This window comes from Aestuariivita sp. (assembly GCF_049276915.1).
In the GTDB taxonomy this organism is placed as follows: Bacteria; Pseudomonadota; Alphaproteobacteria; order Rhodobacterales; family Rhodobacteraceae; genus Aestuariivita.
Map to the genome: position 1 here is coordinate 12,792 of NZ_JBASXK010000042.1, position 20,585 is coordinate 33,376.

A 20,585-nucleotide genomic window follows, 5' to 3' on the forward strand; every position below is an offset into this window, starting at 1 on the left:
CAACGAACAAAAAGACCATGGGCAGACACAGACAATGACAGATCTCTATACGTCCCAACGGGCCATGCGGCAGATGCGTAAACAGGCGTTGCAACGCGGTGTCGTGGCTATTCTGGATGTGGGCAGCTCGAAAATCGTCTGCCTGGTTTTGCGATTTGACGGCACAAGCCGCCTTGCCGATGACGGTGAGATCGGCTCTCTGGCGGGGCAATCGGGTTTTCGCGTCGTCGGAGCCGCGACCACACGCTCACGCGGGGTGCAGTTCGGCGAAGTCACCGCCATGCAGGAAACCGAACGCGCCATTCGCACCGCGCTGCAAGCGGCCCAGAAAATGGCCAGTATCCGCGTCGATCACGTGATCGCCTGTTTTTCCGGGGCCGAGCCGCGCTCTTATGGGCTGGATGCGCGTATCGAAGTCGAGGATCAGGTCGTCAGCGAGCAGGACATCGCCCGCGTTCTGGCCGATTGCGAAGTGCCCGAATATGGCGCTGGCCGCGAAGTGCTGCATGCCCAACCAGTGAATTTCGCGCTCGATCATCGCTCGGGCCTGGCGGATCCGCGTGGGCAGATCGGCTCGGATCTGTCGGTGGACATGCATATGCTCACGGTGGATGCGACCGCCATCCAGAACCTCGTCTACTGCATCAAGCGCTGTGACCTCGAACTCGCCGGGATCGCGTCATCGGCCTATGTCTCGGGCATTGCCGCGCTGGTCGAAGACGAGCAGGAACTGGGCGCGGCCTGCATCGATCTGGGGGGTGGCTCGACGGGCGTGTCGATCTTCATGAAGAAACACATGATCTATGCGGATTGCGTCCGTATGGGCGGCGATCACATCACCAGCGACATTTCCATGGGGCTGGGCGTGCCCATGTCCAAGGCCGAATGGATCAAGACCATGCATGGCGGCGTGCATGCCACCGGCATGGATGATCGCGAGATGATCGAGATCGGCGGAGAGACCGGTGATTGGGAACATGATCGCCGCACCGCTAGCCGGGCCGAACTGATCGGCATCATGCGTCCGCGTGTCGAAGAGATCCTCGAAGAGGTCCGCGTGCGGCTGGATGCGGCCGGTTTCGACCATATGCCCTCGCAACAGATCGTTCTGACCGGAGGCGGAAGCCAGTTGCCGGGTCTGGATATGCTGGCCTCGCGCATCCTGGGGCAACAGGTGCGTCTGGGCCGCCCCCTGCGCGTGCACGGCCTGCCGCAAGCGGCGACGGGTCCGGGGTTTGCCTCGGCGGTTGGCCTCAGCCTCTTTGCCGCCTGTCCGCAGGACGAATGGTGGGATTTCGAAATGCCGGTGGATCGCTATCCCGCCCGCAGCTTCAAGCGCGCGGTGAAATGGTTCAAGGATAATTGGTGAACCGGGCGCTGGGGGGCCGCGTCGCGATCCGTATTTTGAGCAAGAAGAAGCAGGCAGCGCGTTTTAGCGGATGACGCAGGGCGCCTGTGTATGGTAGGTTATCCACAAGGGGCCAAGACCCTACGGGCGGGCGAGCAGTCTTCCCAGAATGACCTGTGATTCTCTGAACGCCATTGGTGCGCGCCAATGCGCTCCGTCTATATATGCGCATCAGCCTGCCGGAACTGGCAAGATTTTGCTGATATATGGAGATGGAGGGGGTTCAGACCCCAAATCCCCTATATTTTGCGGCATTTTCACGTTTTTTGCGTGACGCCCGTGTGACGTCGGGCTAGGGTTATGGTGGATAGGCAAGAATAAACCCCGCCGCAGTGCGGGCAGCAGAACAGGCGGAACGTTCCATGACATTGAATCTCTCGATGCCCGGTCAGGAAGAACTCAAACCCCGGATCACAGTATTCGGTGTGGGGGGCGCAGGCGGCAATGCGGTCAACAACATGATCGAAAAGGCGCTGGACGGCGTCGATTTCGTGACCGCCAACACGGACGCCCAGGCGCTCCAGCAGTCTCTGGCGCAGTCGAAAATCCAGATGGGTGTCAAGGTCACCGAAGGTCTGGGTGCGGGGGCGCGCGCGACCGTGGGTGCTGCGGCTGCCGAGGAAAGCATCGAGCAGATCGTGGATCATCTGGCCGGCAGCCACATGTGCTTCATCACCGCCGGCATGGGCGGGGGTACCGGAACCGGAGCCGCGCCGATCATCGCGCAGGCCGCCCGCGAGCTTGGCGTTCTGACGGTCGGCGTCGTGACCAAGCCGTTCCAGTTCGAAGGGGCCAAGCGCATGCGCCAGGCCGAAGACGGTGTCGAGGCGCTTCAGAAGGTCGTCGACACGCTGATCATCATCCCCAACCAGAACCTGTTCCGCCTGGCCAATGAAAAGACCACCTTTACCGAGGCCTTCTCGATGGCTGATGACGTGCTCTATCAGGGCGTCAAGGGTGTGACGGACCTGATGGTGCGTCCCGGCCTGATCAACCTTGATTTCGCCGATGTGCGCGCCGTGATGGACGAGATGGGCAAAGCCATGATGGGCACCGGCGAGGCCGAGGGCGAAGATCGCGCCATCCAGGCTGCCGAAAAAGCCATTGCCAACCCGCTGCTGGATGAAATCTCGTTGCGCGGTGCCAAGGGCGTGCTGATCAACATCACCGGGTCGCATGACCTGACCCTGTTCGAGCTGGACGAGGCCGCCAACCGTATCCGCGAAGAAGTGGATCCCGAGGCCAATATCATCGTCGGCTCCACGCTGGACACCAACATGCAGGGCATGATGCGCGTCAGTGTCGTCGCCACCGGCATCGACGCCAGTGACGTCAATACCGACATGCCGGTGCCGCGCCGCAAACTCAGCCAGCCTCTGGCAGCGCCGCAAATGGCCGAACCGGAACCGGTCGATGCCGCCCCGCTTGATCTGGGCGACGCCGCCTTTGGCGCGTCTGACCGGGTCGCCGAAGAGTCCGAGCCATCGCTGTTTCCGCTGGATGTCGAGCAGGTTGCCGCACAGGATCTGGGCGAGGATATCTTTGACGACGCAACTCCCGATGACGGACTGCCGCCGCCGGCCTATCAACCCGCCGCCGCGGAATTCCAGCCTCAGAGCGACTTGCTCATGGACGACGAAGATCCGGCGGCCAGCTATGTGGCACCGCGGGCACCCGCTCCGGGCACACCCAGCCCCGAGGCCCTGGCCCGTCTGCGGGCCGCGGCGCAGCGTGCAGCTCCGGCACCTGCCGCTCCTGAGCATGTTCAGGATGCTCCCGCTGTCGAAAAACGCAGGCTTGGGATCAATTCGCTGATCAACCGTATGACCGGTCACGCGGCCGATACACCGACGCAGCCGACGCGCCAGCAACCGGTCATGCGTCAGTCCGCACCGCAGCCCGGAGTGGCTGCACAGCCCGTGCAATCGGAAGAGGTCGAGCAGGATCGCATCGAAATTCCGGCTTTCCTGCGCCGTCAAGCAAACTGATAGCGGTCACAATCGCTGTTGGAAGGGCCGCCTTTGGGCGGCCCTTTTCCATTTGTTTTCAATGGTTTGAGGTTGTGTGAGCAGGGTTCTGCCGACATGTTACATAAACGTTTCAGTCCGTTACAAAGAGTGAGTTGAGCATTCGGTAACGTCCCTTTAACGAGTTGCGTACCGAGGACATATAAGCCTCAGACCCGACTCAGGCACCACAGGCACGCTTTGCAGAACACGTTGAAACATCCAGTGACCTTCTCAGGGGTCGGCCTTCATACCGGCCGCTCTGCGCGTATGGTCATCCGTCCGGCCTCGGCCGAACACGGGATCTGGTTCCGCCGTGTTGATATTCTGAATGGCGACACGATGGTTCCCGCGATCTGGAGCGCGGTCGAGCAATCGGCGCTGTGCACCAAGCTGGTCAACGCATCCGGCGTGTCGGTTTCGACCGTGGAACATGTGATGGCCGCTCTTGCGGGATGTGGCGTCCATAACGCGGTGATCGAGATCGACGGCCCCGAAGTGCCGATCCTTGACGGATCTTCCGCCCCTTTCGTGCGCGGAATCATGGCGCGCGGCCTGCAACGTCTGGCCCAGCCTGTGCGCGCGATCGAAGTTCTCAAGGAGGTCCGTATCGAACGCGATGGCGCGATGGCGATGCTGGTGCCCGCGGACACGCTCAAGATCGACTTTGACATCGAATTCGCCGATGCCGCGATCGGTCATCAGCGCAAGACGCTGGTGATGAACAACGGGGCCTTTGCGCGCGAACTCTGTGACAGCCGCACCTTCTGTCGTCAGGCGGATGTGGACATGATGCAGGCCAATGGCCTGGCTCTGGGCGGTGCACCCGGTGAGAACGCCGTGGTCTTTGACGGCGACATGGTCACCAGCCCCGGCGGTCTGCGGCACGGCGATGAGCCGGTGCGCCACAAGATGCTGGATGCGTTGGGTGATCTGGCGCTGGCGGGCGGGCCGATCTTTGGCCATTATACCGGTCTGCGCGCGGGCCACAGCCTGACAAATACGCTGCTGCGCAGCCTGTTCGCTACGCCTGGTGCGGCGCGCATGATCGTGTGTGACGCCGAGCAGACCGCCCGTTTGCCGGGTGTGGGGCTGCATTGGGGCGAAATCCCCCAGGTCGCCTGACATCGCAGCGCAATCCTCTGCCGCAGACATGCATCTTTGCGCTTAAAAGCGTTTTGCACCGGAAATGAATGTGCTAGACCGGACGGCAAGAACGGCGAAAAGCCAGATTCAGGCGGTAGGGAATGGCACGCATGACAGGCAAATTGGCAGGCATGACGGTGCAGGCGATGCTGAGATGGGTCTTGGCACTCTGTCTTGTTGCAAGTCTGAGCGCCTGCGGCGGCTCGACCGGCGGCGCAGGGAGCGCCGATCGCACGCAATCCCTTGAAGCCTTCACGCCCCAGCAGATCTTCGAACGCGGCGAATTCGAACTTGAACGCGGGCGCAACGACGATGCAGCCTGGTTCTTTTCCGAGATCGAGCGTCTTTATCCCTATTCCAGCTGGGCACGCCGCGCGCTGATCATGCAGGCCTATTCCTATCATATCGGCCAGGATTATCCGAATTCCCGCTCGGCGGCGCAGCGATACATCGATTTCTATCCCGCCGAGGAAGACGCCGCTTATGCGCAGTATCTGCTGGCGCTCAGCTATTATGACCAGATCGACGAAGTCGGGCGCGACCAGGGGCTGACCTTCCAGGCATTGCAGGCCCTGCGCGGTGTGATCGAGCGCTATCCCGACAGCCAATATGCCGACAGCGCCATCCTGAAATTCGACCTTGCCTTTGATCATCTGGCCGGCAAGGAAATGGAGATCGGACGCTATTATCTGCGCCGGGATCATTTCACGGCGGCGATCAACCGCTTCCGGGTCGTGGTCGAGGATTTCCAGACCACCACCCATACCGCCGAAGCGCTGCATCGTCTGGTCGAGGCTTATCTCTCGCTGGGGCTCACCGATGAGGCGCAGACCGCAGGCGCGATCCTTGGCTTCAACTATCAGTCGACGGTCTGGTACGAAGACAGCTTCAGCCTGCTGACGGGCCGCGGACTGGAACCCAGGGTGCGCGGTGACAACTGGCTGGCGTCGATCTATCGCCAATCGGTCAAAGGCGAGTGGTTGTAGGGGCGGTGGGTCGCATTCACCCGACGGCGGATCATGCTGCGCGCACTTGAAATACGGGACATGCTGATCATTGACCGGCTTGAGCTTGAGCTGAAGCCGGGTCTCAATGTGCTGACCGGGGAAACCGGTGCCGGCAAGTCCATCCTCTTGGATTCGCTGGGTTTTGTTCTGGGATGGCGGGGGCGCGCCGAGCTGGTGCGCCAGGGTGCCGAGCAGGGCGAAGTCATCGCCGAATTCCAGCTTGCCAGCGACCATCCTGCGCAGGCCATCCTGGCCGAGGCCTGTCTGCCCGGCGGGCCCGAGTTGATCCTGCGCCGCATCAAAACGGCAGATGGCCGCAAGACCGCACGGGTCAATGATCGCCGCGCCAGCGGAGACGTGTTGCGCGCGCTCTCGGATGTGCTTGTCGAACTGCATGGTCAGCATGATGATCGCGGTCTGCTCAACCCGCGCGGCCACCGTGCGCTGCTGGATGCGTTTGGCGCATATGGGGCCGAACAGGCCGCTGTGCGCGCAGCCTGGTCCGCCATGGCGCAGGCCCGCAAGGCCCTGGCCACGCTGGAAGCCTCGGTTGCCGCCGCGCGCGCCGAAGAAGAATACCTGCGCCACTCTGTGGGTGAGCTTGATGCGCTTGACCCGCAACAGGGCGAAGAGGCGACGCTGGATGCACGTCGGCGCATGATGCAGGCCTCGGAACGCATCCGCGACGACATCGTGCGCGCCAATCAGTTGCTTGGCGCAGAGGCTGCCGAAGGCGCGATGAGCGACGCGGCCCGCTGGCTGGACGGGGCTGCCGAACAGCTTGGCGAGGCGCTGGACGAACCGTTGGCCGCCCTGTCGCGCGCGCTGATCGAACTGGGCGAGGCGCAATCGGGGGTCGAGCGTCTGCTCGACAGTCTCGAATTCGATCCCTCTGAATTGGAGCAGGCCGAAGAACGGCTGTTTGCCATCCGCGCGCTGGCGCGCAAACACGGGGTCGCGCCCGACGATCTCGGTGATTTCGCCGATGATCTGCGCGCGCGTCTTGCGGCTCTTGATGCCGGAGATGCCGAACTCGGTGCGCGCCAGAAAGCCGTCAACGAAACCGCCGCCGCCTATGCGCGCGCTGCCGACAGGCTCAGCGCAGCGCGCGCCACGGCGGCCAAAGGGCTGGATAAGGCCGTCATGGGCGAACTGGCCCCGCTGAAAATGGATCGCGCCGTGTTCGAAACCGAGCTCTGTGCGGCCGAGCCCGGCCCGGACGGTCAGGACAGCGTGACCTTCACGGTCGCAACGAACCCCGGCGCTCCGGCCGGCGCGCTCAACAAGATCGCTTCGGGTGGTGAACTCAGCCGCTTTCTGCTGGCCCTCAAGGTCTGTCTCACCGGCACCGAAAGCGGGCGCACCCTGATCTTCGACGAAATAGATCGCGACGTCGGCGGTGCCACCGCCGATGCCGTCGGGCGCCGTCTGGCCGATCTGGCGGGATCAGGCCAGATTTTGGTCGTGACCCATTCCCCGCAGGTCGCCGCGCGCGGTGCCCATCACTGGCGCGTTGAAAAACACGTGGCAAACGGGGCGACCCTCTCGACGGTCAGCGCACTTCCGCAGGCTGACCGCGTCGATGAAATCGCGCGCATGCTGGCAGGCGACACCGTCACAGACGAGGCCCGCGCAGCCGCACGCGCCTTGCTGGAAGCCTGAGCGCATAGCGCTGCACGGCCCAGGTGTTTGGCCGGTGTTTTGCCCCCCTTGAACGCGGGCGCGCCCGGATTTGTTGCCCCAGGGGCAGGGAACTCGCATCTCTTTGACCAGAACGGGGTTTTCTGTCCTTGCGCTCTGGCCTAGACAGGTCGCACAGCACAGCAAAGGTGCCATGATGGCCCGCAACCGATCCATTCTGTCGCAACAAGCCGACCAGGCCGTGTCCGCCTGCAAGGAGGGATGGCGCGTGATGCGTGACCGGGGGCCCTCACAGGTGCAGTTCTGGTTCATAGCCCTGCTGATCGGCATCGCGGCAGGCTTTGCCGCCCTGTTCTTTCGCAAGGGGATCGAGGCGCTTCAGGCCTTTCTCTATCGCACGGATGATGTGCATTACATCCATAGCCATGCGGAATCCCTGCCGTGGTACATGATCCTGATCATTCCGGTTGTCGGCGGGCTGGTGGTCGGGGCGATTCTGCACCGCTTTACCGATGATGCGCGGGTGCGCTCGGTCGCCGATGTGATCGAGGGGGCCGCATTGCGCGACGGTCGGGTCGAAACCCGCGCCGGGCTTGCCTCGGCGCTGGCCTCGCTCATCACGCTCAGTTCGGGCGGCTCTTCGGGGCGCGAGGGGCCCGTGGTGCATCTGGCGGCCGTGATCTCGACCAAGGTGTCCCGCTGGATCAAGGCCGATGGCATAACCGGGCGCGATCTTCTGGGCTGCGCGGTGGCCGCGGCTGTCTCGGCCAGCTTCAACGCGCCCATCGCGGGCGCGCTTTTCGCGCTCGAAGTGGTGCTGCGCCACTTTGCCGTGCATGCCTTTGCGCCCATCGCCATCGCCTCTGTGGCGGGCACGGTGATCAACCGTCTGGAATTCGGCGATATCACCGAATTCAACGTCGAACAGAACGGCGCGCTGCAGTTTTATGTCGAACTCCCGGCCTTTGTCCTCTTGGGTCTGATCTGTGGGCTTGTGGCGGTTGCGCTGATGAAATCCATCTTCTTTGCCGAAGATGTGGCCAATCACGTGCAGGACCGTACCGGCCTGCCGCGCTGGCTACGTCCGGGGATTGCGGGCCTTCTGCTTGGTGCCATCGCGATCTTGTTCCCGCACATCATCGGGGTTGGCTATGAAACAACCAGGCGGGCGCTTGCGGGAAACATGCTGCTGCATGAGGTGATCATCTTCTGCATCCTCAAGGTCGTCGCGGTGGCCATCACCATCGCAGGGCGCATGGGGGGCGGGGTGTTTTCCCCCTCGCTGATGATCGGGGCGCTGACCGGGCTTGGGTTTGGGATCATCGCGACCTCGATTTTCCCAGAAGTGTCAGGCTCTTACACACTTTATGCGCTGGCCGGCACGGGGGCCGTCGCGGCGGCCGTTCTGGGCGCTCCGATCTCGACGACGCTCATCGTGTTCGAACTGACGGGGGATTGGCAAACCGGCCTGGCCGTGATGGTGGCGGTCTCGCTTTCGACGGCGCTGGCCTCGCGGCTTGTGGACCGGTCGTTCTTCCTTACCCAGCTCGAAAGGCGCGGCATCCACCTGGCCGCCGGACCACAGGCCTATCTGCTGGCAATGTTCCGGGTGTCCTCGGTGATGCGCGGTCTTGATGATGCGCGTGCCCCGCCGGTGAGCGAATGCTGGGAGATGATCGCCGAGGGCATCTATATCGACGCCAATGCCACGCTGGAAGCGGCCATGCCGGCCTTTGACCGCACCGGCATGACATATACCTATATTCCTGTCGTCACCCTGACCGGCGAGAACGCGGCACCCGAGCTGCAGGGGGCCCTGTTTCAGGTCGATGCGCTCAAGGCATATAACCGCGCATTGGCCGCAACCGCCGAGGAAGAGCATTCCTGAATTTCGGCAACAATGGCTGCCTGAACAGCCCACTGTTTCCAATCAATGAATGCACATGTGTAATATTAACTGTTTGTAGACAAAACAGTTTACCCCTTGCCATCGACCTGCCTAATTTGGGGAATTGGGTAAAGATGACTTTGGGGGAAGTTATATGGAATGGCTGTTATTGATCTTGTTGCCTGTGACGGCACTGGCGCTGATTTTTGATGATGATGACGATGTTGCAGCGACCGACACTGGTGTTGTGACACCCCAACCTCCCGGCGGCGAAGGCGGCGGCGGCGAAGGCGGCGGTGGTGACGGTGGCGGTGGTGACGGTGGAAGTGTTACCCAGCAGGGCACGAACGGCCCTGATGTGTTCACCGGAACCGGCAATGCCGATTTCTTCAACGCATTGGCAGGCAATGATATTCTGAACGGCTTTGGTGGAAACGACAGCCTGACGGGTGCCGGTGGTGATGACGTGATCCGCGGCGCGGACGGTGACGACACCCTGCGCGGCTGGGCCGGAGACGACACGATCGGCGGCGGGCCGGGCGATGATTCGATCGACGGTGGCTTTGGCGACGACAGCCTGAATGGCCATAGTGGAAATGACACGATCAACGGCGTGAATGGCGATGACTTCATCAATGCCGGAAGCGGCGATGACGTTGTCGATGCGGGCGCTGACGATGACACGGTCATCGGTGGCGCAGGCGATGACAGCCTCATTGGCTGGACCGGGGACGACGATATCTTCGGCTCGGCGGGCGACGATACGCTTGACGGCTGGGAGGGCGACGATTTTCTGTCTGGCGGCGCTGGCGACGATAACCTTCTGGGCTTCACCGGAGATGACACTCTGAACGGCGACGCCGGCGACGACACGTTGGACGGCGAAGCCGACGACGACGTGCTGACGGATGCCTTGGGCTCGAACACCCTGTTCGGCGGTCTGGGCGATGACATCCTGGATGCACGCGACGCCCCGGGCGAGCCTGCAGGCGCCAATGATGAGCTGTTCGGCCAAGAGGATGACGACATCCTGTTCGGCGATGGCGGCGATACGCTGAGCGGCGGTACAGGCGTCGATTTCTTCTCGGTGCAAGCCGGTGGCACAGGGCCTGTCGTAATCACCGATTTCCAGCTCTCCGATGGCACGGAGGACCCCGACGACGTCGAACGGATCGAATTGCTGGGTAATGACGGAACACCGCTGACCCCGACTCAGATCGCCACGGATGTCGTGGTCGTGACGGACGGCGCAAGCGGCAGCGCGATCATCACCTATCTGGGCGAACCCCTGGTGCAGGTCAACGGCCTGACCGCCGATCAACTGGCCGATCAGACCCTCTGGCTGGCCAACCTGCCTCCGGTCCTGCCACCTCCTCCGGCTCCGGTGCTGGCACCGCCGCCAGAGATGGCAACGACAGGCTGATCGCCGCGTTGAACCCCTGAATCTCTGCTGAGGCCTGCCACACCGGCGGGCCTCAGACGCGTTCTACGGTCACCAGATCGCTGACGTAAAATGCCAGGTGGTCCTTGATGGCGGCCACGCCTTCCATCGGATCCTCATAGCTCCAGACCGCATTTTCCACCGTGGCGGATTTGTTGACGATGGAAAAATAGCTGGCATCGCCCTTGTGCGGGCAATGGGTGGTTTTCTCGGTGCGATCCAGGAACGCCATGGCGATATCCTCACGCGGGAAATAGATCACGAACGGGTACTCCCCTTCGGTCAGCTCCAGGGCATTGCTGCTTTCGCCCAGAACAGCGCCACCTGACCGAACGGTCCAGATGCCATCAGCTTTACGAATACGAATGTGATCAGCCATGTTCCGGCCCTCCCTTGCGGTCATTTTATGGTCTCTCGCCCACGACACATTGCGCGCAGGTATCCGCTGCACACACCGGATTGCCGCATGTCAGAGTGGGGCAGAGGCCGCATCCAACCATATCTGCGCCGCCTTGCCCAGACGTGGCCGGATTTTTTCACGCACCTCGGCATGATAGGCGTTCAGCCAGTCACGCTCGGGCAGGCTCAGCATATCTTTCAGGATCAAACGCCGATCCAGCGGCACGAAGGTCAGCGTGCGCCAGTTCAGCATGGTCCGCTGGGCATCGCCGCCCTCGGGCACCTCTGCCTCCTGCGCAACCACAAGGTTCTCAAGCCGGATCCCGAACGCGCCTTCCCGGTAATATCCCGGCTCGTTGGACAGGATCATGCCTGCCTCCAGCGGCACATGGCTGACCCGGCTCAGCCGCTGCGGCCCCTCATGCACGCTCAGATACGTGCCCACACCATGCCCCAGCCCATGGTTGAAATCCTGATGCGCCAGCCAAAGCGGCATGCGCCCGGCCATTTCGATATCGCGGCCTGCCAGCCCGCGCGGCCAGCGCAGCCGTGACATGGCAATCATGCCCTGCAACACACGGGTATAGCAGCGTTTTTCTTCATCTCCGACAGAGCCGATGGCAATCGTGCGGGTGATGTCGGTGGTGCCATCCAGATAATGCCCGCCGCTGTCCAGCACCAGAAGATGCCCATCCTCCAGCACGCTGTCGGTCTCCTCGGTCACCCGGTAATGCATGATCGCGCCATTCGGCCCGGTGCCCGAAATCGTATCGAACGAGATATCCTGCAGAGAGTTGTCGCGCCGTCGCTGCTCTTCCAGCTGCGTCACCACCTGGCTTTCACTCAGCGTACCCGGCGCCTGCGCATCCAGCCAGGCCAGCAGCTCGATCATGGCCACCGCATCGCGCAGATGCGCCGCAGCGGTTCCGGCGATCTCGACCGGGTTCTTGCAGGCCTTGGGCAGCGCACAAGGATCCTGATCCAGCACGGCCTCGGCGCAGGCCTCATGTATCGCGAATGGCACCGTGTCCCCATCCAGCAGAACGCGCCCCGCCAAAGCCGCCACCGCGTCCCGGAACCCCACGGGCGGCTCGACCGCGACGCCGTCCCCAAGGTGATCGCCAAGACCGGCAAGCTTTTCACCCTGCGCAAACAGCACAGCGCTGCCATCGGCACGCAGGATCGCAAAACCATGCATCACCGGATTGCGCGGCACATCGGCCCCGCGAATGTTGAACAACCATGCAATGCTGTCAGGCAGGGTGATCACCGCAGCCGCAAACCCGCGCTCGCGCAGGCCTTTGGCCAGACGCGCACGCTTGTCGCCATGGCTTTCTCCGGCAAATTCCAGAGGATGCACCTTGGCCGGAGCCATGGGCGGCGCGGGCTGATCGGCCCAGATCCGATCCACCAGGTTGTCCGCCACCGCCACCAGTTCCACCTCGCTGCCCTCCAGCGCATTGCGCGCCTGGGCCACCTGCGACTGCGACATCAGCCATGGATCAAAGCCCACCCGGCCGCCATCGGGCAAGTGTTCACGCAGCCAGACCGCCAGCGAGACCTCGGGCCAGGGCACCGGCGTAAAGTGATCCAGCGCCACCTGCGCCTTGACCTGCGTGCGATAGCGCCCGTCGATGAACACGCCCGCGACATCGCGCAGCGCCACCGCGAACCCCGCCGATCCGGTAAAGCCGGTCAACCAGCCCAGCCGTTCATCGCGCGCAGCCACATATTCGCCCTGGTGCGCATCCGCGCGCGGCACGATAAAGCCATCCAGACCCTCGGCCTGCAATTCTGCCCGCAAAGCCGCCAACCGGGGAGGCCCCTGTTCCGGTCGCGCGGTCACGTCAAATGTCTGGAACATGCTGCTCTCCGTCTTGCCCTTGCCCGACAATGCGCTTTCCAGCGCTCAGTTCAAGGGGGAGGGTGCCGCATCATCGGTGAGAAAATCCAGCAGGTCCGACATGAACTGCTCCCATTTCGGCTGCCCGTACAAAGGCGCATGATTGGCTGTGTCCAGTACCATCAGTTCGGCATGTGCAATTCCGGCAGCCAGTTTGCGCGCCTCTGACAGCGGATGCACCCCATCACGGCTGCCATGCAGGATCAACGTGGGGCAGCGGATCAGCGGCAACAACGCGCTGTTGGACACATGATTGCTCGCATCGCGCTGCAGCAACACGGTCTCGGGCGTGCACGACCCCTGCATCAAAGTGGCCATCTCGTGCAGGCGCTCCAGCGGACCTTCGGGGAAATAGCTCAACAGATAGGCTACCGAAAATCCCGAATCGCGCCTTTGCCAGCCTTCCTGGATCAGGCCGCGGATCGGATCCGTATCGGGGCTATGGGCGCGGCGCATGCGCCCATCGACATATCCACCCATGATGACCAGCCGGCTTACACGATCCGGATAAAGGGCCGCAAAGCGCAGCGCGGAATGCAGGCCCCCCGATTGCGAAAACAGCGCGAACCGATCAAACCCGGCCGCATCCGCCGCCGCACGAATATCGTCTGCAGCGGCGTCGAAATCGACCGTATCGACCGGCTGGGCCGATTGGCCAAAGCCCACGAAATCAAACCGCACCAGACGGCAGCGCGCCTCGATCGCCTCGATCATGCGCCGGTCCGACGTGCTCTCCCATTCAGCTGCGATATCGGTCATGGTATAGCCCGCACGCAGCACGGGCACCCCGGTGCCGCCAACAGCAAAGGCAACAGAGTGTCCGCGCGCATTCGTCGTATAGCGGATGCGGCGGCTCTCGGAGATGTCAGGCCGGGCAGGGCGTGCCGCTGCCACCGGTACATCCGGGCTGGCGACCTCTGCCACCATCTGCAATCCCCGCCGCGACACGGTGCGGATCACCGCCTGGCGCGTGCCATCATCACCCACAGCCTTGCGAGCCGCCGCGATGCGCGCACTGATCGCGCTTTCCGACACGATCCGCCCGCCCCAGACCGCATCGACGATCTCGTCCTTGCTCACGACCCGACCGGCATTGCGCACCAGCAAGGCCAACAGATCGAACACCTGCGGCTCCACCGAAACCGGGGCACCCGCGCGCATCAACAGACGCTGCGCCTCATCCAGAACACAGGTGGCAAAACGATACTCCATCACCTGCACGAAACACCGGATCGCGCGATCCGGCAAGAACTCAGGCCAATCACAGGATAAAATAGGGCGTTTCTAAAGGTTCTCTTCAAGCGCGCCCGATCCGCGACAGGCACAGTGCCCAGAGACACACAAGGAGAGCCGACCATGACACCCCCCACAGACACCGCCTTGCTGCGCCATCTGCCTGACACCCACCGCGCCCTCACCGCCGCCGAGCAACACGCAGCCCGCCACCTGCGCCAGGCCAATCGCGCCCGCCTGGCAGGCGCGCTTGCGCAATTGCGCGCCCTGATGCGCAAAGCCAAAGGCACAGCGCAGACCGCCGCCTCGCTTCATCTTGCCAGATAAATCCCCCCCGGAGGGCCGCTGCATCAATCACAGCCCCGCCAGAGCGCTGCCAAACCCCTCAACCGGTCGCGCGCCCGCTCCCCAAGGCGCGCACCCCCAAGGCTCAGCTTGCCCGCTTGATCCCCATCACCCGCGCGCGCGCCCGCGGATCGGTATCAAACAACGCCGCCAACTGTTCGGTCATCGCCCCCGCCAGCTGCTCCACATCCGTGATCGTCACCGCACGGTTGTAATAGCGCGTCACATCATGGCCGATGCCGATGGCCAGCAATTCCACGATCTTGCGCTTTTCCACCATGGCAATCACATCGCGCAGGTGTTTTTCCAGGTAATTCGCGGGGTTAACCGACAAAGTCGAATCGTCCACAGGTGCCCCATCCGAAATCACCATCAGGATCTTGCGCTGCTCGCGCCGCGCCAGCATCCGCCGATGCGCCCATTCCAGAGCCTCACCGTCGATGTTCTCCTTGAGCAGACCTTCCTTCATCATCAGCCCCAGATTGGGCCGGGTACGCCGCCAGGGCGCATCCGCGGATTTATAGATGATGTGGCGCAGATCATTCAGCCGTCCGGGCACCTGCGGGCGTCCGTTGTTCAGCCAGGCCTCACGCGCCTGACCGCCTTTCCAGGCCCGGGTGGTAAAGCCCAGGATCTCGACCTTCACGTCACAGCGCTCCAGCGTGCGCGCCAGAACATCCGCACAGATCGCCGCAATCGAAATCGGCCGCCCCCGCATCGAGCCGGAATTGTCCAGCAGCAGCGTCACGACAGTGTCGCGAAACTCGGTGTCCTTCTCGACCTTGAAGGACAATGGCGTCGTCGGGTTCGCCACAACCCGCGCCAGGCGCCCGGCATCCAGGATACCCTCCTCCAGATCGAACTCCCAGGACCGGTTCTGCTGCGCCTGCAGACGGCGCTGCAGCTTGTTGGCCAGCCGCGACACCGCGCCCTTCAAAGGCTCCAGCTGCTGATCCAGATAGGCCCGCAGCCGCTCCAGCTCGACAGGATCCGCCAGGTCTTCCGCACCGATCTCCTCGTCAACGTCGCTCATGTAGACCTTGTAGTCGGGATCGGCATCCGAGACAGGCTGCGGGGCAGGTGGCTCCATGGGGGCCTCGCCATCGGGCATCTCCATCTCTTCGCCCATCTCCTGATCAGCCATCTCATCCATGCTGACCTGAGCCTGCGCGGCGTCCTGCTGATCTTCCTGGCTTTGCTCGGGATTGGCCTCGGCGTCCTCTTCCTCGCTGTCATCCGATCCGGTGCTGTCGGGATCCTGCTCGTCCTCGGCGCTGTCTTCGGCACCGTCGTCCTGATCCTCGTCGACCTGGTCCGGGTCATCGCCCAGCTGATCGCCATAACCCAGATCGCGGATCACCTGACGCGCGAAACGGGCGAATTCGGACTGGTCCGACAGGATCTCGTCCAGGTTTTCCAGGGTGCCCCCGGCCTGTTCCTCGATGAACCCGCGCCACAGATCCATGACATTCTGCGCCCCGACGGGCAGATCGCGCCCGGTGGCCAGATGCCGGATCAGATAGCCCGCGGCCACCGCAAGAGGTGCCTCCGAGGCCTCCTTGATCTGATCATACCCCCGCCGCATGGCTTCATGGGCAATCTTGACGTCGATGTTTCCCGCCGTACCGGGCATGTCGCGCGCGCCCATCGCCTCGCAACGCGCCACCTCCATCGCCTCATAAAGATCACGCGCCATCTCGCCTTGCGGAACGTATTTCGAATGTGTCGCCAGGTCGTGATACTTGTGCTGCAAGGCCAGCGCATCCGCCGTGCCGCGCGCCAGCAGAACCTCGTCGCGCGTCATGCGCCGGCTGACCTGGGGCAGGCGCATCGTATCCCCCGACAGGCCTGCCGGGTCGACGGAAAAGCTCACCGACAATTCGGGATCATCCGCCATCACCTTGGTGGCTTCCGCCAGCGCCTTCTTGAACGGATCGGCGGGGTTGTCGGTTGGCTTGTTCATGTCTCTCGTCTCACAGTTCGTCCAGCGTCACGCGCCCGCTCGCCAGTTTTGCCAGCACATCCACATGCACATCCAGCGCATCCACAACCCTATAGCCCGGATCGGCCCCGTCAAACACAAGGTTCAGATCCGTGCCCGCCAGAACCACCGCCTCGGCACCCCGCTCCATCAGCTTGCGCCCTTCCGCGACAAAGAACACCCTGTCGTCCTGCGTCGCGCGCCCCCGGATCGCCAGCGCCTGATAGCGCGCGCCGACCCCTTCGGGATCCGCCTCCGGGATCACCGCGCGGGTCCGCGCGAGGTGCCCGTAAAATCCGCTGCGCATCACAACCGCCGTTCCCAAAAGGCCCACGGTCCCCAGTTCTTCTTGCTGAAAATACGGATCGAGCGGCCTCAGCGCACTCACCAGTGGCAAGGATGACAGCGCCACGGTTTCGTCAAAACAGAAATGCCCCCCCAGCGAGGTGATCGCCGCACAGTCACAACCCGCGCCGCGCAACCGGTCGATCAGCCGCGCATAGACGGCCGCCTGGGCCGGGCGATCATCCTTGCGCGCATTCTCGACCAGGTCACTGACCTGCGCATGGGCAATGGTCAGCTCGATCGGACCGCGCGCCGTCAACCGCTGGTAATAGGCCACCGTGGCAGCGACTCCGATCCCGCCGATCAGCCCGATATGCATAAAGGCCCCTCCGCGGGCTCAGGCCAAAGCGACGCTGGCCGCGCTTTCGGGCAGTTCCTCGTCAAAACAGCGCTGATAGAACTCGGCCACGGTCTGGCGCTCCAGCTCGTCGCATTTGTTCAGGAAGGACAGGCGGAACGCATAGCCCACATTGCGGAAGATCTCGGCATTCTGCGCCCAGGTGATCACCGTGCGCGGGCTCATCACCGTGCTCAGATCGCCATTCATGAAGGCGGTGCGGGTCAGATCGGCCAGGGTCACCATGTGGCTTACGGTCTTGCGGCCCTTCTCGGTGTTGTAATGCGGCGCCTTGGCCAGAACGATCGCCACCTCGGCGTCATGGCTCAGGTAATTCAGCGTCGCCACAAGCGACCAGCGGTCCATCTGCGCCTGGTTGATCTGCTGAGTGCCGTGATAAAGGCCGGTGGTATCGCCCAGACCCACGGTATTGGCCGTGGCAAACAGGCGGAAATATGGGTTGGGCGTGATGATCTCGTTCTGATCCAGCAGCGTCAGCTTGCCGTCATGCTCCAGCACACGCTGGATGACGAACATCACATCCGCGCGTCCCGCATCATATTCGTCAAACACGATCGCACAGGGGTTGCGCAGCGCCCAGGGCAGGATGCCCTCGTGGAATTCTGTCACCTGCACTCCGTCGCGCAGCTTGATCGCATCCTTGCCGATCAGGTCGATCCGGCTGATGTGGCTGTCAAGGTTCACCCGCACCGTGGGCCAGTTCAGCCGCGCGGCGACCTGTTCGATATGGGTGGACTTCCCGGTGCCGTGATAGCCCTGGATCATCACCCGCCGGTTGCGCGAAAACCCGGCCAGAATGGCCAGCGTGGTTTCGGGGTCGAACTTGTAGGTCGGGTCGATGTCGGGCACCCGTTCGGTGTGCTCGGCAAAGGCGCGCACGGTCATGTCGGTGTCGATGCCGAAGACCTCGCGCACCGAGACCTCCTCGGTGGGTTTGGCATTCATCTCGAGAGCGCCGTCAGCCATGAAAATGTCCTTTCCTTCCCGCCCCTGAATCCTCAGCCGCGCGGGTCTCTTTTTCAGCTTGTCCGTGGTGCAACATATTCCGGTTGGTCGCAAGTCAAAGGACGGCAGGAAAATACATCTGCAACCCTCTCAAAGCGATTTGCGCTCAAACCTGCAAACGCGCAGGGCAGGATTGCACCGCTCAGGGCAGACAGGGCACCTGCCTGCCCGCACACTCCTACTCCTTGAAGCTGCGGCTCACCTTGATCTGATCCCAGGCCCAGACGACCAGCTGCAATTGTTCTTCCTGGCTGCGATCGCCGCCATTCATGTCCGGATGCAGCACCTTGATCAGCTTCTTGTAGGCCTTGCGGATCTCGGTCTTGGTCCAGCTGTCCTGCGCTTCCAGGATTTCCACCGCGCGCCGCTCGGTGGGGGGCAGCTTGCGCCCGCCGGCAGTTCCGCGACCGGGGTTCTTGGTGGCATTGCCGCCCAGAACCTGATGGGCATCCTCGATTCCCAGCCGCGCCCAGGCCCGCGCCTCGGGATCGCCCATGGGTTTGGTATGGCGTTCCCAGACCTTGTCCTTGGATTGCTGGGCATTGATCTCGGCCTCGGTGGTGCCGTCAAAGAAATTCCACTTCTGGTTATATTCGCGCACATGCGTCTGACAGAACCAGAAATAATCATCCAGAACATCCGGAGCCTTGGGCGCACGGAACTTGCCGGGGTCTTCGCAGCCTTCATGGTCACATTGCCGGGTCGAGGTCTCGGACGCCCCGGACATCCCCCGCCGCCCGCGCGGATTTTTCTTCTTTGCCGATGACACCGACATGTCAAACCCGAAGGGATCACTCTTGCTCATCTCATTTACCCTTTCGGCTGTACGACCACTTGCTCTTTTCGACTCGGACATGGGAGTTTAATCTGTCAGACAGAAGATAGAAGGGGTGGCGGCAAAAAAATGCCGCCCCATCGCGACCCTGACACAAGGCCCGTTCATGACCGTCACCGACCAGATCACCCGGAAACTGCAATCCGCCTTCGCCCCACATGAGCTTGAGGTGGTGGACGACAGCGAAAGCCACCGTGGCCATTCCGGCTTTCAGGAAGGCGGCGAAAGCCATTTCAACGTGCGCATCCGTGCCGAGGCCTTCAAGGGCCAGAGCCGGATCGCCCGTCACCGCGCCGTCCATGCCGCCTTGGGCAAGGAACTGGTCGGGCGCATCCATGCGCTGGCACTGGACATCGACAGCTGACTCACGCCTTGGCACTGTCCTCTCCGGTTCCATCCTCACGTGCCGCCGCCGCCGCGCGCGCCTTCAGCGCCGAGGTCATGCCGGCCACATCGCTGAGCTCTTCCACGCCGTTGTCCTTCAGCATCCGCTCCGCCCCCGAAGCCGGGCGCAGGGGCGGCGGATCCACCCGCACCGGCGTGACCACCTCGGGCGCCGCGACAGGCACCGCCTCCACAACCTCGCGCGGCTGAAACGCCTCCAGACTGCCGGGCTTCGCGCGGCGAAACACCAGCATGTTGCGCCAATGCGTCGTGGATCCCGTCAGCCCCGTGCGCTCCTGGCTGGGCAGCATATCCGCGCGCAGATACTCCCAGCCCTCAGCCGCCAGCCTGTTCATCAGGGCTTCCAGCGCATGGGCAAACCGCGCCTCGGGCGTCTTTGCTCCTTTTGCCTTTTCGCCCCGGTTGGGCGCAGGCACGACCTTGTACTCAAATTCCGCCATACTCGCTCTCTCTGAAATCCGCGGGGAACTAAACCACAGTCATGCCCCCGGGGCCAGAGCTTCCCCGGTTTCTGCGCGTTTCAACGCCCCGGAATACCGATCCTGCGCCCGGCGCGTTCGGGGCGGGGCAACTGGCGATGACGCTCAAGCACCGCGCGCATCCTAACCTGCACATCCTCGGGCATCGCCGCGACCCTGGGCCCGCTCATGTCGATATGCAGCCCCAGACCTTCGCCCGTCGCCGACACCCAGCCATCCTCGTGATGCAATTCCTGGAAGAAATGAAACCGCTTCTCATCCATATCCAGCAGCTGCGAGGTCACATAGACCTGATCGCCCTCTTTCAGCTCGCGCAGGTAACAGACGTGAAACTCCGCCGAAAACGTGCTCAGCCCGCGGCTCTGGACATAGTCCGGCCCGATCCCGAAATCGGCAAACAGATCATCCGCGCCATGATCGAACAGCAGATTGTAATAGGCCATGTTCAGATGCCCGTTGTAATCGATCCATTCGGGTCGCACGGTCATCAGGCGAGAGCGGTGAGGCGTTATCATGAGCATCCAGTCCGGTTTTGCGCGCGACACTAAGCAGCCATCCCGCTCGGGACAATGCCTGCCGTGCAGGCCCCGAACCCCATCCCCCCCAAGTGCCACCCCCGCGCGAGGGCGCGGGATGGGTGGATTGTGTTGAAGAAGTCGGTCGAAATCGCCGATTTCGCGGCTCGGGTCTCTCCGGCAACTGCGGGCCGTTCGGGCTTTGGCCCGGCTGACCGCCTCAAGGCGGCTATCTGGCCGTTCAG

General features: G+C 62.9%; 18 protein-coding genes. 9 read left to right on the forward strand and 9 right to left on the reverse strand.

The window, feature by feature from the left end; genetic code table 11:
- Positions 1-34: 34 nt before the first annotated feature.
- The 7 genes from ftsA to WAO69_RS04235 all read left to right on the forward strand — a co-directional run bounded on the left by ftsA (position 35) and on the right by WAO69_RS04235 (position 10,519).
- Positions 35-1,369, forward strand: a complete 1,335-nt coding sequence (gene ftsA / locus WAO69_RS04205; protein ID WP_422176797.1) for a cell division protein FtsA — start codon at positions 35-37, stop codon at positions 1,367-1,369.
- A gap of 401 nt (positions 1,370-1,770) precedes the next feature.
- Entirely contained in the window at positions 1,771-3,396 is a 1,626-nt protein-coding gene (gene ftsZ / locus WAO69_RS04210) for a cell division protein FtsZ (protein WP_422176798.1), read from the forward strand.
- A 219-nt stretch (positions 3,397-3,615) separates the two neighbouring features.
- Entirely contained in the window at positions 3,616-4,539 is a 924-nt protein-coding gene (gene lpxC / locus WAO69_RS04215; protein WP_422176799.1) for a UDP-3-O-acyl-N-acetylglucosamine deacetylase, read from the forward strand.
- Between the two features lie 152 nt (positions 4,540-4,691).
- Positions 4,692-5,546, forward strand: a complete 855-nt coding sequence (locus tag WAO69_RS04220) for an outer membrane protein assembly factor BamD (RefSeq protein ID WP_422176814.1) — start codon at positions 4,692-4,694, stop codon at positions 5,544-5,546.
- A 33-nt stretch (positions 5,547-5,579) separates the two neighbouring features.
- Complete coding sequence (gene recN, locus WAO69_RS04225; RefSeq protein WP_422176800.1) at positions 5,580-7,229, forward strand: DNA repair protein RecN; 1,650 nt, start codon at positions 5,580-5,582, stop codon at positions 7,227-7,229.
- Between the two features lie 172 nt (positions 7,230-7,401).
- The gene (locus WAO69_RS04230) at positions 7,402-9,096 is read left to right on the forward strand and encodes a chloride channel protein (protein WP_422176801.1); all 1,695 of its coding nucleotides are present in this window, start codon (positions 7,402-7,404) and stop codon (positions 9,094-9,096) included.
- A gap of 154 nt (positions 9,097-9,250) precedes the next feature.
- Entirely contained in the window at positions 9,251-10,519 is a 1,269-nt protein-coding gene (locus tag WAO69_RS04235) for a calcium-binding protein (protein ID WP_422176802.1), read from the forward strand.
- A 52-nt stretch (positions 10,520-10,571) separates the two neighbouring features.
- On the opposite strand, the gene WAO69_RS04240 is transcribed toward WAO69_RS04235, so the two are convergent.
- The 3 genes from WAO69_RS04240 to WAO69_RS04250 all read right to left on the reverse strand — a co-directional run bounded on the left by WAO69_RS04240 (position 10,572) and on the right by WAO69_RS04250 (position 14,051).
- On the reverse strand, positions 10,572-10,916 hold the full coding sequence (locus WAO69_RS04240; protein ID WP_422176803.1) for a DUF427 domain-containing protein: 345 nt from the start codon (positions 10,914-10,916) through the stop codon (positions 10,572-10,574).
- Positions 10,917-11,006: 90 nt separating this feature from the next.
- On the reverse strand, positions 11,007-12,800 hold the full coding sequence (locus tag WAO69_RS04245) for an aminopeptidase P family protein (protein ID WP_422176804.1): 1,794 nt from the start codon (positions 12,798-12,800) through the stop codon (positions 11,007-11,009).
- A 45-nt stretch (positions 12,801-12,845) separates the two neighbouring features.
- Positions 12,846-14,051 carry an alpha/beta fold hydrolase gene (locus tag WAO69_RS04250; protein WP_422176805.1) on the reverse strand — a complete coding sequence of 402 codons (1,206 nt, stop codon included), beginning with the start codon at positions 14,049-14,051 and terminating at the stop codon, positions 12,846-12,848.
- Positions 14,052-14,195: 144 nt separating this feature from the next.
- Here WAO69_RS04250 and WAO69_RS04255 point away from each other — a divergent pair, with 144 nt between their 5' ends.
- A complete protein-coding gene (locus WAO69_RS04255) occupies positions 14,196-14,399 on the forward strand; it encodes a hypothetical protein (protein ID WP_422176806.1) in 204 nt (67 codons plus the stop codon).
- Positions 14,400-14,502: 103 nt separating this feature from the next.
- Here the strand turns inward: WAO69_RS04255 and cobT are convergent, their stop codons facing one another.
- The 4 genes from cobT to WAO69_RS04275 form a co-directional block, all read right to left on the reverse strand.
- Positions 14,503-16,380, reverse strand: a complete 1,878-nt coding sequence (gene cobT, locus WAO69_RS04260) for a cobaltochelatase subunit CobT (RefSeq protein WP_422176807.1) — start codon at positions 16,378-16,380, stop codon at positions 14,503-14,505.
- Between the two features lie 10 nt (positions 16,381-16,390).
- Positions 16,391-17,062: an aspartate/glutamate racemase family protein gene (locus WAO69_RS04265; RefSeq protein ID WP_422176808.1), complete on the reverse strand. Its 672-nt coding sequence runs from the start codon at positions 17,060-17,062 to the stop codon at positions 16,391-16,393.
- Between the two features lie 18 nt (positions 17,063-17,080).
- Positions 17,081-18,067: a cobaltochelatase subunit CobS gene (gene cobS, locus WAO69_RS04270; RefSeq protein ID WP_422176809.1), complete on the reverse strand. Its 987-nt coding sequence runs from the start codon at positions 18,065-18,067 to the stop codon at positions 17,081-17,083.
- Positions 18,068-18,284: 217 nt separating this feature from the next.
- Entirely contained in the window at positions 18,285-18,911 is a 627-nt protein-coding gene (locus WAO69_RS04275; protein ID WP_422176810.1) for a DnaJ domain-containing protein, read from the reverse strand.
- A gap of 136 nt (positions 18,912-19,047) precedes the next feature.
- Between WAO69_RS04275 and WAO69_RS04280 the strand changes: the two genes are divergently transcribed.
- On the forward strand, positions 19,048-19,305 hold the full coding sequence (locus WAO69_RS04280) for a BolA family protein (protein WP_422176811.1): 258 nt from the start codon (positions 19,048-19,050) through the stop codon (positions 19,303-19,305).
- Position 19,306: 1 nt separating this feature from the next.
- On the opposite strand, the gene WAO69_RS04285 is transcribed toward WAO69_RS04280, so the two are convergent.
- Both WAO69_RS04285 and WAO69_RS04290 read right to left on the reverse strand, forming a co-directional pair.
- Positions 19,307-19,786 carry a DUF4177 domain-containing protein gene (locus WAO69_RS04285; protein WP_422176812.1) on the reverse strand — a complete coding sequence of 160 codons (480 nt, stop codon included), beginning with the start codon at positions 19,784-19,786 and terminating at the stop codon, positions 19,307-19,309.
- An 80-nt stretch (positions 19,787-19,866) separates the two neighbouring features.
- A complete protein-coding gene (locus WAO69_RS04290) occupies positions 19,867-20,313 on the reverse strand; it encodes a thioesterase family protein (protein ID WP_422176813.1) in 447 nt (148 codons plus the stop codon).
- Between the last annotated feature and the right edge of the window lie 272 nt (positions 20,314-20,585).

Excerpts from the sequence above, each read along its gene's own strand:
- ftsA (WP_422176797.1), top strand. The coding sequence starts at position 35 with ATGACAGATCTCTATACGTCCCAACGGGCCATGCGGCAGATGCGTAAA.
- ftsZ (WP_422176798.1), top strand. The coding sequence starts at position 1,771 with ATGACATTGAATCTCTCGATGCCCGGTCAGGAAGAACTCAAACCCCGG.
- WAO69_RS04220 (WP_422176814.1), top strand. The coding sequence starts at position 4,692 with ATGACGGTGCAGGCGATGCTGAGATGGGTCTTGGCACTCTGTCTTGTT.
- recN (WP_422176800.1), top strand. The coding sequence starts at position 5,580 with ATGCTGCGCGCACTTGAAATACGGGACATGCTGATCATTGACCGGCTT.
- WAO69_RS04230 (WP_422176801.1), top strand. The coding sequence starts at position 7,402 with ATGATGGCCCGCAACCGATCCATTCTGTCGCAACAAGCCGACCAGGCC.
- WAO69_RS04235 (WP_422176802.1), top strand. The coding sequence starts at position 9,251 with ATGGAATGGCTGTTATTGATCTTGTTGCCTGTGACGGCACTGGCGCTG.
- WAO69_RS04240 (WP_422176803.1), bottom strand. The coding sequence starts at position 10,916 with ATGGCTGATCACATTCGTATTCGTAAAGCTGATGGCATCTGGACCGTT.
- WAO69_RS04245 (WP_422176804.1), bottom strand. The coding sequence starts at position 12,800 with ATGTTCCAGACATTTGACGTGACCGCGCGACCGGAACAGGGGCCTCCC.
- WAO69_RS04250 (WP_422176805.1), bottom strand. The coding sequence starts at position 14,051 with ATGGAGTATCGTTTTGCCACCTGTGTTCTGGATGAGGCGCAGCGTCTG.
- WAO69_RS04255 (WP_422176806.1), top strand. The coding sequence starts at position 14,196 with ATGACACCCCCCACAGACACCGCCTTGCTGCGCCATCTGCCTGACACC.
- cobT (WP_422176807.1), bottom strand. The coding sequence starts at position 16,380 with ATGAACAAGCCAACCGACAACCCCGCCGATCCGTTCAAGAAGGCGCTG.
- WAO69_RS04265 (WP_422176808.1), bottom strand. The coding sequence starts at position 17,062 with ATGCATATCGGGCTGATCGGCGGGATCGGAGTCGCTGCCACGGTGGCC.
- cobS (WP_422176809.1), bottom strand. The coding sequence starts at position 18,067 with ATGGCTGACGGCGCTCTCGAGATGAATGCCAAACCCACCGAGGAGGTC.
- WAO69_RS04275 (WP_422176810.1), bottom strand. The coding sequence starts at position 18,911 with ATGAGCAAGAGTGATCCCTTCGGGTTTGACATGTCGGTGTCATCGGCA.
- WAO69_RS04280 (WP_422176811.1), top strand. The coding sequence starts at position 19,048 with ATGACCGTCACCGACCAGATCACCCGGAAACTGCAATCCGCCTTCGCC.
- WAO69_RS04285 (WP_422176812.1), bottom strand. The coding sequence starts at position 19,786 with ATGGCGGAATTTGAGTACAAGGTCGTGCCTGCGCCCAACCGGGGCGAA.
- WAO69_RS04290 (WP_422176813.1), bottom strand. The coding sequence starts at position 20,313 with ATGACCGTGCGACCCGAATGGATCGATTACAACGGGCATCTGAACATG.